General features: G+C 70.3%; 8 protein-coding genes and 3 tRNA genes. 4 read left to right on the top strand and 7 right to left on the bottom strand.

Annotation, left to right across the window (positions count from 1 at the left end; translation table 11 throughout):
• Nucleotides 1-3 precede the first annotated feature (3 nt).
• From ACFPQ9_RS23870 to ACFPQ9_RS23845, 6 genes are all read right to left on the bottom strand, one after another.
• A complete protein-coding gene (locus tag ACFPQ9_RS23870) occupies nt 4-1,911 on the bottom strand; it encodes a dynamin family protein (RefSeq protein WP_380856709.1) in 1,908 nt (635 codons plus the stop codon).
• Nucleotides 1,912-1,914: 3 nt separating this feature from the next.
• Nucleotides 1,915-3,717, bottom strand: a complete 1,803-nt coding sequence (locus ACFPQ9_RS23865) for a dynamin family protein (RefSeq protein ID WP_380856706.1) — start codon at nt 3,715-3,717, stop codon at nt 1,915-1,917.
• A gap of 285 nt (nt 3,718-4,002) precedes the next feature.
• On the bottom strand, nt 4,003-5,931 hold the full coding sequence (locus ACFPQ9_RS23860; protein WP_380856703.1) for an ABC transporter ATP-binding protein: 1,929 nt from the start codon (nt 5,929-5,931) through the stop codon (nt 4,003-4,005).
• Nucleotides 5,931-7,664 carry an ABC transporter ATP-binding protein gene (locus ACFPQ9_RS23855; RefSeq protein ID WP_380856700.1) on the bottom strand — a complete coding sequence of 578 codons (1,734 nt, stop codon included), beginning with the start codon at nt 7,662-7,664 and terminating at the stop codon, nt 5,931-5,933. The genes ACFPQ9_RS23860 and ACFPQ9_RS23855 overlap by 1 nt, the downstream gene beginning before the upstream one ends.
• Nucleotides 7,665-7,862: 198 nt before the next feature.
• On the bottom strand, nt 7,863-9,317 hold the full coding sequence (locus ACFPQ9_RS23850; protein ID WP_380856697.1) for a xylulokinase: 1,455 nt from the start codon (nt 9,315-9,317) through the stop codon (nt 7,863-7,865).
• A gap of 175 nt (nt 9,318-9,492) precedes the next feature.
• A complete protein-coding gene (locus tag ACFPQ9_RS23845; RefSeq protein ID WP_125525786.1) occupies nt 9,493-9,801 on the bottom strand; it encodes a YtxH domain-containing protein in 309 nt (102 codons plus the stop codon).
• Nucleotides 9,802-9,959: 158 nt separating this feature from the next.
• On the opposite strand from ACFPQ9_RS23845, the gene ACFPQ9_RS23840 reads away from it, so the two are divergent.
• The 3 genes from ACFPQ9_RS23840 (at nt 9,960) to ACFPQ9_RS23830 (ending at nt 10,364) form a co-directional block, all read left to right on the top strand.
• Nucleotides 9,960-10,032, top strand: a tRNA-Asn gene (locus ACFPQ9_RS23840).
• Between the two features lie 5 nt (nt 10,033-10,037).
• Nucleotides 10,038-10,110 (top strand) — tRNA-Asn (locus ACFPQ9_RS23835).
• Between the two features lie 180 nt (nt 10,111-10,290).
• Nucleotides 10,291-10,364: transfer RNA gene (locus ACFPQ9_RS23830), tRNA-Ile, on the top strand.
• A 33-nt stretch (nt 10,365-10,397) separates the two neighbouring features.
• On the opposite strand, the gene ACFPQ9_RS23825 is transcribed toward ACFPQ9_RS23830, so the two are convergent.
• Nucleotides 10,398-11,207 (bottom strand): AfsR/SARP family transcriptional regulator, encoded by an 810-nt coding sequence (locus ACFPQ9_RS23825; protein WP_380856694.1) that lies wholly within the window; start codon nt 11,205-11,207, stop codon nt 10,398-10,400.
• A gap of 172 nt (nt 11,208-11,379) precedes the next feature.
• Between ACFPQ9_RS23825 and ACFPQ9_RS23820 the strand changes: the two genes are divergently transcribed.
• On the top strand, nt 11,380-13,659 hold the full coding sequence (locus tag ACFPQ9_RS23820) for a glycosyl hydrolase family 18 protein (RefSeq protein ID WP_380856691.1): 2,280 nt from the start codon (nt 11,380-11,382) through the stop codon (nt 13,657-13,659).
• The last annotated feature ends 29 nt before the right edge of the window (nt 13,660-13,688 follow it).

The following is a 13,688-nucleotide window of genomic DNA, read 5'->3' as shown; positions in this document are numbered from 1 at the left end:
GGGTCAGGCCCGGAGCCCGGCCCGGATACGTGCGGCCAGGGCGGCAGCGGACCGGCCCAGGGACTCCCAGTCCTGGTCACCACCGGTCCCGGCGACGGCCACCGTCCGCCAGGCGTCGTGCCAGGCGAGATGTGATTGCCGGAGTTGTTCGAACACGTCCCCGTAGACCTCGGAGAGCATCTCGACCGCCTGCCGCTGAAAGGCCGTGGTCGTCTCGTCGACCACCCGGACCAGCAGCGCGTCCACCTCACTGCGCTGGGCCTCGGTGGCGGCCCTGATGGACGCCTCGGCGAGCAGCCCGCCGACCAGGCTGAAGCCGGCGCCGTAGATCATCGGCAGCGGCGCATGACGGGCGGCGGCGATCAGGTAGCCGACGATGGCCCCGCCCTGCGCGCCCAGCCTGGTGGCCAGCCGGACCCCGGCCAGGCTGGAGACCTCACCGGAGATCTCGGGTTCGACCGACAGCTTCAGCCCGCCCGAGGCGGGGATCCAGCTCGGTCCGGCCCCGGGCAGCCGGCCCGCGACCTCCGCGTCCAGCCAGCCGCTGTCGGCGGTGAGGGCCGGCAGCAGTACGGCACGCTCGGACTCCTTTGCCAGGACGGACAGTTCGTGCCGCAGCCGGAACGGGAGATCGCGCTCCCACCAGCCGCGTGGGTCGCCGGTCCGGTCCAGTTCCCAGCGCAGCCGTTCGATCAGCCCGTCACGTTTGCCTTGCACGTACTCCCGCAGCCGGGTGGTGAGGGCGAGCTGCCGCGCGGTCAGATCGATGTGCAGCTGATCCCACTGCCGTTTCTCGCCCTCCAGCGCCGCCTGCTCCTTCTTCGCGGCCTCCTGGGCTTCCTCCGCGGAGAGCCGGTCCATCGCCATCGTCCGGCTCGCGATCGCCGTCATCGCGTCACAGTGGTCCGCGACCTGGGCGGCGATCCTCCGGTCCCGCCATACGGCGCGCCCGTCCCGCCGGGCGAACCCCTCCGCCAGTGCGTGCAGCGCGGCCACCTCGGCCCGTCCCGCCCCGGGTTCCGGGGCGGGCAGCACGGTCAGATTCGGCAGGCCGGACAGCCGTCGCCCGAGATCCTCAAGCGCTTCGGCCCGGTCCTCGTCGTCGACCAGGTCCAGCATGGTGACGACCACGGTGACGAAGGGGATGTGCCGACGCAGCACTTCCTCCTCCAGCAGGCCGCGTTCGGTGATTCCCAGCGGGGACAGCGCGGAGACGACGAACAGGACGGCATCGCATCCGGCGGCGACCTCGCGTACCTGCTCCAGCTGGTCGTCGTTGCCGAAGTTGACGCCCGGGGTGTCCACCAGTTCGGCGTCCAGCCCGGCCAGCCAGTCGTCCGCGACGGTGAGGGTCACGGAGGGCTCCGGGGCTTCCCCGGTCGTCGTCCCGGAGCCCTCCTCCACTCCGGTACCGGTCAGGCCGCCCCATGCGCCGTCGGCATCGAGCCGGCGCAGTTCACGACGTCCGTCCGGCCACCGGATGGTCAGCGCCTCGTCCTCGGCCGCCCGGACCACCACCGGAACCCGGGTCATCGGCAACGAGCCGGTCGGCAGCAGATTCCGGCCGAGCAGTCGGTTGATGAGGGTGGACTTGCCGCGGTTGAACTCACCCACCACGGCGATCCGGAACAGCCGTCGGCCCCGCCCGTCGGCCAGCGCCTCCAGGTCCGCCCCGATGCGGTCCAGCCGGTGGTCCGCGGCCAGCGTCTGCGCCTCCCGCAGCCAGCCGGGCGTGTCGTTGCTGACGTCTGCGACGTGCGGCGCGTGGAAGGCTGCGGCGTCCCCGGGGTCCGGCCGGTCGGTGCTCTCGGTGGGCACAGCGCTCTCGGTGGGCACAGCGCTTTCGGTGGTCATGGTGCTGGTCGGCGGGTCTGAGGCGGGCGGGCGCTGGGGCTCGGGCTGTGTGTCCATCGGTCATGACTCCTTGGATGCGTGCGAGACGACTGATGTGCCGCCGCGCAGGACGGCGACCTGCTCACGTCGGTGCCGGGCGGCGGCCGCGGTCCGTTCGGCGGCGGCGATGCCTGCGGCCAGCTCGGCCCGCTGGCGTTCGTTGGCCAGGGTGAGCCTGGCGATCTCGTCGCTGAACTCGGCGTCGTACTTCTGCCGAAGGGCCGCGACACTGTCGCTCAGGCCCTGGCAGATGCGCTCCAGCGAGGCGGAGCGCAACGTGTCGAGTTCGCCGTGCGCGGCGGCGATGAGCGGGCGCGCCTTCTGCAGGAACTGCGTCCGTGCCGTGTCCCGGCCGCGCTTGCCCATGGCGGCCCCGAGCGCGCCCCCGATGACGGTGCCGATACCGGGGGCGATCATGCTGCCGATGACGGCTCCGGCCGCCGCACCGCCGCCGGTGCGCCAGTTGCCGACGGTGGTCAGTTCGGCGCCGACCGAGGTCAGTGCCCGGTCGATGCCGGACAGTTCGAGGTCGGGCAGCTCCAGGTCCGTCACGGGGATCACGGGCGGGGCAGGTGCCTCGCCGGCCAGCCCCGCAAGGGCGCCGTACTGTGCCGCGAAGTCCCGGGCGAGTTCGTCGGCTTCGGCGGCCAGCAGTTCACCGGCCCGCCGTGCAGCGGCCCGGGCCGTCCGCTCGGCCTCCTGCCTCAGATGGAGACGGACGATCCGGGAGACCTCCGAGGCGGCCTCGCGAAGATCGTCGATCTTGTCATCGGCCACCGCGGCGACCACTTTGTCGTCCAGCCGGGAGCGTTCCGATTCAGCCGCGGCGGTCATCGCGGTGTCCTCCGCCCCGGTCTTCACCTTGTCGAGGACCCGCCGGGTCCAGGTGTCCAGGAACCCCGGGAAGTCCGGCAGGGACAGGGCGGCCAGTCCGCGCTCCGCACGGCGGTACTCGGCGCGCTGGGCATCGGCGCTCTCCTCCACGGCCACCAGCAGCCGGGAGAGCAGGGTCAGCACGGTGGCGGCGATGGCGGACTCCCGCCGCTCCACGGCCAGCCGCAGGATCCGCTGCTCCACCGCACGGAAGCCGGACAGATGACTCCGCCGGTCCGGGGTCCGTGACCCGTCGCCGGGCCCGCAGATCTCCTCCAACGCCTTGCCGGGAGCGCAGGGCAGCAGCAGCGGATCGGCGATGCCCATCGCCCTGAGCCGGTCCCCGACGAACTCGACGATGCCGTCCCGTTCGTCCTCGTCGATGAGATCGATCTTGGTCAGCACGAAGACACACCGGTCGAGATGGTTCCGCAGCGGTCCGGTGAGAAAGTCCGTCAGGGTCATCGACATCGCCGCGACGGCGGGCACGACCACCACCGCCAGATCCGCCGAGCCCACCGCGGCCTCGGCGATTTCCCGGTGTCCCGGGTCGGTCACGCTGAAACCCGGGGTGTCCAGTACCGTCACACCCTCGCCGAGCGGCCGGACCGGCGGTCGTACCTCCAAGTCCCGTACCAGTAGCGCCAGTTCGGTGGTGAGGACCTGATCCAGGACGGCTTCCAGGGTGTCCGCCGACGGTGTGTGCGGGCCGCCTGCCCAGCCGTGGAAGGCTGCCGACGGCCAGCTGAGTTCGGTCTCGTCGGCCGTCCTCAGACGCAGGCCCTCGATACCGTCGTGATACCGCAGCGCCGTGGTGACGGTGGTGGTCACCCGGGCCGACGAAGGCAGCAGTCGGCGCCGCAGAAAGGCGTTGAGCAGGGTGCTCTTGCCGCTCGAGGCCTCTCCGAACACGGCGATGCGCAGTTCCGGATCGCCCGCGCGCCTCTGCACGGTCCGAAATCCGGCCCACAACTCGTCGCGGCTTCGGCTCGGGAGGGTCGTTCCCCTCAGGACGTCATGGATCCAGTTCAGATGTTCGCCGACGGCGGGTGCCCCCCATGTTCCAGCCACGCCGTCGATCACAGGTTTCCTCCCCACGCCGGGCAGCGTAGGGACGACGCGGGTGGCCGATTCCCGTCAGACGATGGGATCGCGGCAAGAACGTGCAAGAAGGTACAAGAAGGAGGCCCCGCCTCCCCGGGACGGGAAGGCGGGGCCTCTGTTCCGACCGGCCGGTCAGTCCACTTCGGCCACCGCTTCGGCGAACTGCGCCTTGTACAGCCGCGCATACGCCCCGTCGGCCGCCAACAGCTCGCTGTGCGCACCCTGTTCGACGATCGAACCGTTCTCCATGACGAGGATCGTGTCCGCGTCCCGGATGGTCGACAGCCGGTGCGCGATGACGAACGACGTACGCCCGTGCGCCAGCTTCGCCATCGCCTTCTGGATCAGCACCTCGGTACGGGTGTCGACCGAGGACGTCGCCTCGTCGAGGACCAGGATCACCGGGTCGGACAGGAACGCCCGCGCGATGGTGATCAGCTGCTTCTCGCCCGCGCTGACCCCCGACCCCTCGTCGTCGATCACCGTGTCGTACCCGTCGGGCAGCGTACGGATGAACCGGTCGGCGTGGGCGGCCCGCGCGGCCTCCTCGATCTCGCCGCGGGTGACGTCCCTGGACGACCCGTAGGCGATGTTCTCCGCGATCGTGCCGCCGAACAGCCAGGTGTCCTGGAGCACCATCCCGATCCCGGCACGCAGCTCGTCCCGGGACATCCCCGCGATGTCCACGCCGTCCAGGGTGATGCGCCCGGACGACACGTCGTAGAAGCGCATCAGCAGGTTGACCAGGGTTGTCTTGCCGGCACCCGTCGGCCCCACGATCGCGACCGTGTGACCGGGTTCCACCTTCAGCGACAGGTCCTCGATCAGCGGCTTCTCGGGGTCGTACCGGAAGGACACGCCCTCCAGCGCCACCCGGCCCCGCAGCTCCTCCGGCCGCACGCCCGGCACCGGATCCGCCTGCTGCTCCTCCGCGTCGAGGAGCTCGAAGACCCGCTCGGCCGAGGCGACACCCGACTGCACGAGGTTCGCCATCGACGCCACCTGCGTCAGCGGCATCGAGAACTGCCGTGAGTACTGGATGAACGCCTGCACATCACCGATCGACAGCGAACCCGAGGCGACCCGCAGACCGCCGACCACCGCGACCAGGACGTAGTTCAGGTTCGACACGAACAGCATCAGCGGCTGCATCACACCACTGTTGAACTGCGCCTTGAACCCGGCCTCGTACAGCGCCTCGTTCTGCTCGGCGAACTGCTTCGCCGACTCCTCCTGCCGCCCGAACACCTTCACCAGGGTGTGCCCGGTGTACATCTCCTCGACGTGCGCGTTGAGCTTGCCGGTCGAGCGCCACTGCTGCACGAAGTGCGGCTGCGACCGCTTGCCCACGCGCGTGGCCACGAAGAACGACAGCGGCACGGTCACCAGCGCGACCAGCGCAAGCAGCCACGACACCCAGAACATCATCGCCAGCACACCGATGATCGTCAGCACCGAGTTGATCAGCTGCCCCATCGACTGCTGGAGCGTCTGCCCGATGTTGTCGATGTCGTTGGTCGCCCGCGACAGCACCTCACCGCGCTGACGCTTGTCGAAGTACGACAGCGGCAGCCGCGACAGCTTCGTCTGGACGTCCTCGCGCATCCGGTACATCGTGCGGTTCACGGCCCGGTTCACCAGCCGCGTCGCCACCGCCATCAGCAGACCGGCGACGGTGAACACGGCCAGCGCGAACAGCAGGACGTTCCCCACGGCCCCGAAGTCGATGCCCTGGCCGGGCGTGAAGTCGGTGCTGCGCAGCATGTCGGCGATCTGGTCGTCACCGCGCTCCCGCATGGCGGCGAGGACCTGCTCCTTGGTCATCCCGGACTCGAACTGCCGCCCGACGATGCCCGCGAAGACCAGGTCGGTGGCCGCACCGAGGATCTTCGGCCCGGCGACCGACAGGCCCACGCTCACCACCACGCAGCACAGCAGCACATAGATGGTGATCCGCTCGGGCTTGAACTGCGCGACCAGCCGCCGGCCCGACACCTTGAAGTCCAGCGACCGCTGATCGGGACCGCCGCCGGCCATCATCCGTCCCATGGGCCCGGCCATCAGGCGGCCTCCGCTTCCGTCAGCTGGGAGAGCACGATCTCCCGGTACGTCTCGTTGTCCGCCATCAGCTCGTGGTGCCGGCCCGTGCCGACGACCCGGCCCTCGTCGAGCACCACGATCCGGTCCGCGTCCCGGATGGTCGCCACCCGCTGCGCGACGATCACGACGGTCGCCTCGGACGTCTCACGCCCCAGCGCGGCACGCAGGGCGGCATCGGTGGCGTAGTCGAGGGCGGAGAAGGAGTCGTCGAAGAGATAGATCTCCGGGCGCTGGACGAGGGTCCGCGCGATCGCCAGCCGCTGCCGCTGACCACCGGACACATTCGTCCCGCCCTGCGCGACGGGCGCGTTCAGCCCGCCCTCCAGGCGCTCCACGAACTCCTTGGCCTGCGCCACCTCCAGCGCGTGCCACAGCTCGTCGTCCGTCGCGTCCGGATTGCCGTAGCGCAGGTTGGTCGCCACCGTTCCGGCGAACAGATACGGCTTCTGCGGCACCAGGCCGACGGTCTTGGCGAGGACCTGCGGGTCGATCCTCGCCACGTCCTCCCCGTCCACCAGCACCCGGCCGTCGGTCGCGTCGAACAGCCGGGGGACCAGCCCCAGCAGGGTCGACTTGCCGCTGCCGGTCGAGCCGATCACGGCCGTCGTCTCACCGGGCCGCGCGACCAGGTCGACCGACCTCAGCACCGGCTCCTCGGCACCCGGGTAGCGGAACCCGCCGCCCCGGATCTCCAGATGACCGCGCCGACGCAGCTCGCGCACGGGCGCGGTCGGCGGCACCACGCTGGAGGAGGTGTCCAGGACCTCCTGGATGCGCTCGGCGCACACCTCCGCGCGCGGCACCATCATGAACATGAAGGTGGCCATCATCACGGACATCACGATCTGCATCAGATAGGCGAGGAACGCGGTCAGGTCACCGATCTGCATGCCGCCCGAGTCGATGCGGTGGGCGCCGAACCACACCACCGCGATGGACGACAGGTTCACCACCGTCATGACGATCGGGAACATCAGCGCGAGCAGATTGCCGGTGCCCAGCGCCATGTCGGTGAGCCCGGCGTTGGCCTTCTGGAACCGCTGCTGCTCGTACTCGTCGCGCACGAACGCGCGGATCACCCGGTTGCCGGTGATCTGCTCGCGCAGCACCCGGTTCACCGTGTCCAGACGCACCTGCATGGTCCGGAACAGCGGCCGCAGCCGCCGCACGATCAGGAGCACGCTGATGCCGAGGACGGGCACCACGGCCACCAGCACCCCGGACAGCGGCACGTCCAGGCCGAGCGCCAGCACGATCCCGCCGACGCACATGATGGGCGCCGACACCATCAGCGTGAACGTCATCAGCGCCAGCATCTGCACCTGCTGGACATCATTGGTCGTCCGGGTGATCAGCGACGGCGCGCCGAAGTGGCCGACCTCACGCGCGGAGAAGGACTGCACCCGGTCGAAGACGGCGGCGCGTACGTCCCGGCCGAGCGCGGAGGCGGTGCGGGCGCCGTAGTAGACGGCACCGATGTTGCACACGACCTGCGCCAGCGAGATGCCGATCATCAGGGCGCCGTAGCTCAGGATGTAGCCGGTGTCGCCGTTGACGACACCCTTGTCGATGATGTCCGCGTTCAGCGTGGGCAGGTAGAGAGTGGCGCAGGTCTGCAGAAACTGCAGCAGCACCAGCAAGGCGATGGGTTTTCGGTACGGACTGAGGTAGGTCCGCAGAAGTCGTATGAGCACGCTGCTTCTCTCGGAGTCGACGACGGGGCGGCCTTTGGTTGCCCCTGGCCCCTATCGTCGAACACTCCAGCGGTGTTACCTCAACCGATTAAGCCGTCAGCGGCGCCTCGTACGGCCTTCCGGGTCCGGTTCCTACCTCGCTCTTACCTTCCGAAGATCCACAGCGCCCGTGTCGCCACGACCGGAACGCCCCGGCCGCTACGACCGGAACGCCCCGGGGTGCGTCTGCTCGCGCACCGACACGAACTGCTGGCGCACCGCCTGGCCCACCGCCAGCTCCTCCCCGGGCTCCAGAACCTGCGCCGCCGCGCCCTGCCAGACCGGCGGGGTGCGCGGGTCGAGCGAGCCCTGCGACGCACCGAGTGCCCAAGCGGCCTGCCGGGCGGCCCCGATCGCCGCGTAGTCCGCGGGCTGCGGTACGACGACCTGCGTCCCGAACAGCGCGGGCGCCGCCGCCTGCACGGCCGGCAGCTCGGCCACCGCCCCGAGCAGGAAGACCCGCCGCACCTCGACACCCCGGCCGCGCAGCACGTCCAGCGCGTCCGCGAGCCCGCACAGCATGCCCTCGAACGCGGCCCGCGCCAGATGCTCCGGCTTCATCGACTCCCGCCGCAGCCCCGCGAGCGTGCCCGCGGTGTGCGGCAGGTTCGGTGTCCGCTCACCCTCCAGATAGGGCAGGAACACCAGGCCGTGCGAGCCCGGCGTCGACTTCATCGCCAGGTCCGACAGGCCCTCGAGGTCGGGCACGCCGAGGAGCTCGGCGGTGCCGCGCAGGGTGCGCACGGCGTTGAGGGTGGTGACGACCGGGAGATGCATGCCGGTCGCGTCGGCCAGGGAGGTGATCATCCCGGAGCTGTCGACGAGCGCCTCGGGGTGCACGGCCATCACGGAACCGGACGCGCCGAGCGACACGACGGCGTCGCCGAGCCCGATACCGAGCCCGAAGGCCGCGGCCATGGTCTCGCCGGTACCCGCGGAGATCAGCAGCCCCTCCGGCGTCGTACCCGCCGCGTCGGCCGGGCCGATCACCTCGGGCAGCATGGCCTGGTGGCCGAGGGCCAGCTCGACGAGATCCGTACGGTAGCCGCCGGTCGCCGCCGACCAGTAGCCGGTGCCGGAGGCGCCGCCCCGGTCTGTGGTCCTTCTCACGGGCCGGCCCAGGAGCTGCCACACCAGCCAGTCGTGCGCCTGCATGAGGACGGCGGTGCGCAGGGCGTTGTCCGGCTCGGTCTTGGCGAGCCAGCGCAGCTTGGTCACGGGCTGCGGGGCCTGCGGCACACAGCCCACCGCCTGCGCCCATGCCTCGCGCCCGCCCAGCGCGTCGATCAGATCCGCCGCCGCGACCTGGGCGCGCTTGTCGCCGCCGACCAGCGCGGGGCGCACGGTGTTGCCCTGCGCGTCGAGCGGGACCACCGCGTTCTGCTGCGCCGACACACCGATGGCCTGCACACCTTCGAGCAGTCCGCCGGTGGCCGCCTCACCGAGTGAGAGCAGCCAGGCCTGCGGGTCGACGTCGGAGGGACGCGCGCCGCCCTCCGGCGACTCCACCGGGTGCGGGGCGTACCCCTGCCTGAGCACGGCGCCTGTGTCCGCGTCGCAGACGACGATGCGAGTGAAATCGGGCGAACTGTCCAGCCCGGCGACTATCCCCATGGCCCAAATTGTGCCGTAGCGCTGCGCTTGCTCGGGCCGTGGGCGCCGTGGGGGTTCGGGGCGGCTTTCGGGTGCGGGTGCGTGGGGGCCGGTCGCGCCCACGCGGCGGAGCCGCATATCGATACAGCCCCGCGCCCCTGGGTCGGCTGCCCTGCTCGGCGCCCAAGAAGTGCTGTCACGTGTTGCTCGTGCCCCAGTCGTCCTCCGCGCCTCCGTTGTGGGCGCTGCGCTCTCGTAGGGAGCGGACCCGTTGGGCGACGGTCTCCGGGACCCGGTCGCCGACCTTCTCGCTGACCGTGTGGTACGCCTTGCCCGCGAACACGCGGCCCTGCTGTGCCGCCGACTCCGCGGTGTTGCGCACCGCGGGGTTCTGGGAGATGTCCCGGGCGGTCTTCTTCAGCTGCTCGTAGCGCTCCCGTCCGGCGCGTGTCCCGAGGACGTAACCGACGGCTACTCCGATGACGAACGTGAGCCGGTAGCGCATGGCTGCCACCCTTCCCTTGAGTAGGTCCCTGGTGCGGCGTCGGTGCCGGGGGGAACCGATTGGCGGAGCACCCCCCTGCTTGCGCTAATGTATGTGTCGCAGCGAGCGCACGCCCCCTGGCGATTACCCAGGTAGGTACGTTCGATGCAACGAGGCATTCCTCCGTAGCTCAATTGGCAGAGCAGCCGGCTGTTAACCGGCAGGTTACTGGTTCGAGTCCAGTCGGGGGAGCTCGGTCCTCCGTAGCTCAATTGGCAGAGCAGCCGGCTGTTAACCGGCAGGTTACTGGTTCGAGTCCAGTCGGGGGAGCACGCTGAACGAGGACCCCCTTGGGGGTCCTTTTTCGTGCCTGATCATCTGCGGCGGGAACCGTGCAGGTCGCGGCGGAGTCCTTCAGGGCAGGCGAAGTCGACCATGCGAAGCAGGAGATCGTATGAGCGGCTATGCTGCGGCAGACGGCGCGCACACATGTACGCGACACGCCGCTATGGGGCGGTAGCTCAGCCGGTTAGAGCAGCGGACTCATAATCCGTCGGCCGTGGGTTCGAGTCCCACCCGCCCCACTGTGCAGTTCTGTGACATGAGGAAACGTCCCGTCAGGGGCGACCCGGTGGTGTCGGTGAGTGGCCGAGCGTGGGGTCCGTGTGCAGTATGCGTGACTGGAGCGTGGTGAGGATCGGGCCCGGCTCCACCGCCAGATCGCGGACCAGGGAACGGCGTATCCGCTGGTAGACCGCGAGGGCCTCGGCCGTGCGGCCCTCGCGGTACAGCGCGAGCATCCACAGCCCGTGCAGTCGCTCGTGGTGCGGGTTCTCGGCGCCGAGTGCCTCCAGGACTTCCGCCGCCTCGCCCGATGCGCCCAACTGGACGTCGAGTTCGGCCAGTTCCAGCTGAGCCGACAGACGCATGCCGGTCAGGCGGCGGCGTTCGAGGAGAGCCATTGGTCCGGGTACCGCCGGCAGGGGGACGTGGCCGTGCCACTCGGCCAGGGCCCGTCGGTAGGCGGTGCGGGCGGAGGCCGGGTGTGTGTCGCGGGTGCGGCGGGCTTCGGCCAGCGTTCGGTGGAACCGCCACAGGTCGGCGTCGTCCGGTGCGGCCTGGAGGCCGTAGGCCGCACCTCGGGACAGGAGCAGCCGGGGTGCGGCACGGCGGGGGCGGTCCGGTTCGAGGATCTTCCGCAGGCGTGCGGCATACGTCGCCACGAGGCCGTGGGCCCCGGACGGCGGTGTGTCCCCCCACAGTGACCGGATGAGGTCGGCGCGTTCGACCCATGCGCCGGGGTGCAGCAGCAGTGCGGCGAGCAGTGCGGTCTGCATGGGCGGGCCCGGAACGAGCTGCTGTCCGGCGCGCGAGACGCGGGTCAGGCCGAGAAGTTCGTACTGGACCGGGCTGTCGGACCTGTGCATGGACGACTCCCCTCCAGGTATTGGTATGGACCAATACTGCCGCGCACGCGAACGGCACGGCCTTCGCCGGATGGAAGCCGAATGGATTCGCGCCGGGCGCCCCTGGCTCAGCCGCTCCGGATGTGGGACGTATTGGTCTAGGCCATTCCTCGGCTCGTAGAAGAGAGGCGTCATGAAACGTGCGAGACGAACACTCACCGCTTTACTGACCGCCCTGCTCCTCCCGCTGGGCGCCCTGGTCGCGCTCGCCGGCCCGGCCCACGCGGCCCCGTCGACGGCCACGTTCGCCAAGGTCTCCGCCTGGGACACCGGCTACACAGGCCAGTTCACGATCAAGAACAACGGCTCCACCACCCTGACCGCGTGGACGGTGGAATGGGACCTGCCCGCGGGCACCTCCGTCGGCGCCTACTGGGACGCGCTGATCTCAAGTTCGGGCAGCCACTACACCGCCAAGAACCGCGAGTACAACGGAACGCTCACCCCAGGCGCGTCCGCCACTTTCGGCTTCGTCGCCTCCGGCACCGGCGCCCCCACGAACTGCAAGCTCGACGGCGGCCCCTGCGACGGCTCCGCCGCCGACACCCCGCCCAGCGCCCCCGGGGCCCCGCAGTCGTCGGGCGTGACCACCACGTCCATCGCCCTGACCTGGGCCGCGGCCACCGACGACAAGGGCGTCCGGAACTACGACGTGCTGCGTGACGGTACGGTCGTCGCAACCGTGAGCGGCACCACGTACACCGACACCGGGCTCACCCCCGACACCGAGTACGGCTACACCGTCCGCGCCCGTGACACCGCCGGCCAGACCGGTCCGCCCAGCCCCGCCACCCGCATCCGCACCGCCGACGGCGGCGGGACCGACCGGCCTCCGTCCGCCCCCGGCACGCCCCGCGCGGACGACATCGGCGAGACCAGCATCAAGCTGAGCTGGCCGGCGGCGACGGACGACCGGGGCATCAAGAACTACGACGTCTTCCGCGGCTCCGTCCTCGCGACAACCGTCACCGGCACCACGGCCACCGTCACCGGCCTGACCCCGGACACCGACTACACCTTCACCGTGCGGGCACGCGACACCGCCGATCAGGTCGGACCGCCCAGCGGCGGGCTGACCGTGCGCACCGGCGGCGGCAGCACCCCCTCGACGTACGCCAGGGTCGGCTACTTCACCCAGTGGGGCATCTACGGTCGCCAGTTCCCGCTGAAGAAGCTGGACACTGTCGGGGCCGCGGCGAAGCTCACCCACCTCAACTACGCCTTCAGCAACATCCATCCGACCGATCTCACCTGCATGAACGGCGTCACCAAGGCCACCTCGCCGAACCCGCAGGACCCCAACCAGGGTGACGGGGCCGGTGACTCCTGGGCCGACTACGAGCGTTCCGTGGGCGCCGCCGAGTCCGTCGACGGAGTCGGCGACACCTGGGACCAGCCGCTGGCCGGCAATTTCAACCAGCTGAAGAAGCTCAAGGCCAAGCATCCGCACCTGAAGACGCTGATCTCCATCGGCGGCTGGACGTACTCCAAGTACTTCCACGACGTGGCCCTCACCGACGCCTCCCGCAAGAAGTTCGTGTCGTCCTGCATCGACATGTACATCAAGGGCAATCTGCCGCTCGTCAACGGCCGCGGCGGCGCGGGCGCGGCGGCGGGCGCCTTCGACGGCATCGACCTCGACTGGGAGTGGCCCGGGGCCGAGGGGCACGCGGGCAACCACTGGTCGGCGGCCGACAAGAACAACAACACCCTGCTGTTCGCGGAGTTCCGCCGTCAGCTCGACGCACTGGGCGCCGCCACCGGCAAGAAGTACCTGCTGACCTCCTTCACCCCCGCCGACCCGGCGAAGATCGAGGCGGGCTGGGACATCACCACCCGGGACGGCACGCCCAGCGTCTTCGACTACATGGACTTCGCCAACGTCCAGGGCTACGACTTCCACGGAGCGGGCAGCGACAACTCCTGGGAGCCGAACCGCACCGGCCACCACATCAACCTCTACCGCGACGACCAGGACCCGTACACCACGGAGTTCAGCGTGCAGCGCGCCATCCAGACCTATCTGGACGCAGGCGTCAACCCGCGCCGGCTGACGCTCGGGCTCGCCTTCTACGGCCGCGGCTGGCAGCAGGTCGAGGACGGAGGTGTGCACGGTGAGTGGCAGAAGGCGGGCGGCGCCGCGCCCGGGCAGTTCCCGGAGGAGGCGGGGACCCGGGGCTACGACAACCTCATGTCCTCGGTGCCGGGCCTGACCGTCCATCACGACGAACAGTCGGTCTCGGCCTACGGCTACACCGGCAACGGCGGCCAGTGGTGGAGCTTCGACGACGCCTGGACCATCGGTAAGAAGGCGACCTGGATCAAGAGCAAACGCCTGCTCGGCGGCATGATCTGGGAGATGTCCGGCGACAGCGGCACTTTGATGACCGCCCTGGACACCGGGCTGCGCTGACGGCCCACCGCCAAGACCCAAGCCCACAC

The organism is Streptomyces coerulescens (assembly GCF_042657965.1).
Lineage (GTDB): Bacteria > Actinomycetota > Actinomycetes > Streptomycetales > Streptomycetaceae > Streptomyces > Streptomyces coerulescens.
Note: the sequence above shows the minus strand (reverse complement) of the source record. Positions and strands in the feature narration are given on the sequence as shown.

What these genes read in the sequence shown, in the direction of transcription:
- ACFPQ9_RS23870 (WP_380856709.1), bottom strand. Translation starts at nt 1,911, where the DNA reads ATGGACACACAGCCCGAGCCCCAGCGCCCGCCCGCCTCAGACCCGCCG.
- ACFPQ9_RS23860 (WP_380856703.1), bottom strand. Translation starts at nt 5,931, where the DNA reads ATGGCCGGGCCCATGGGACGGATGATGGCCGGCGGCGGTCCCGATCAG.
- ACFPQ9_RS23850 (WP_380856697.1), bottom strand. Translation starts at nt 9,317, where the DNA reads ATGGGGATAGTCGCCGGGCTGGACAGTTCGCCCGATTTCACTCGCATC.
- ACFPQ9_RS23845 (WP_125525786.1), bottom strand. Translation starts at nt 9,801, where the DNA reads ATGCGCTACCGGCTCACGTTCGTCATCGGAGTAGCCGTCGGTTACGTC.
- ACFPQ9_RS23825 (WP_380856694.1), bottom strand. Translation starts at nt 11,207, where the DNA reads ATGCACAGGTCCGACAGCCCGGTCCAGTACGAACTTCTCGGCCTGACC.
- ACFPQ9_RS23820 (WP_380856691.1), top strand. Translation starts at nt 11,380, where the DNA reads ATGAAACGTGCGAGACGAACACTCACCGCTTTACTGACCGCCCTGCTC.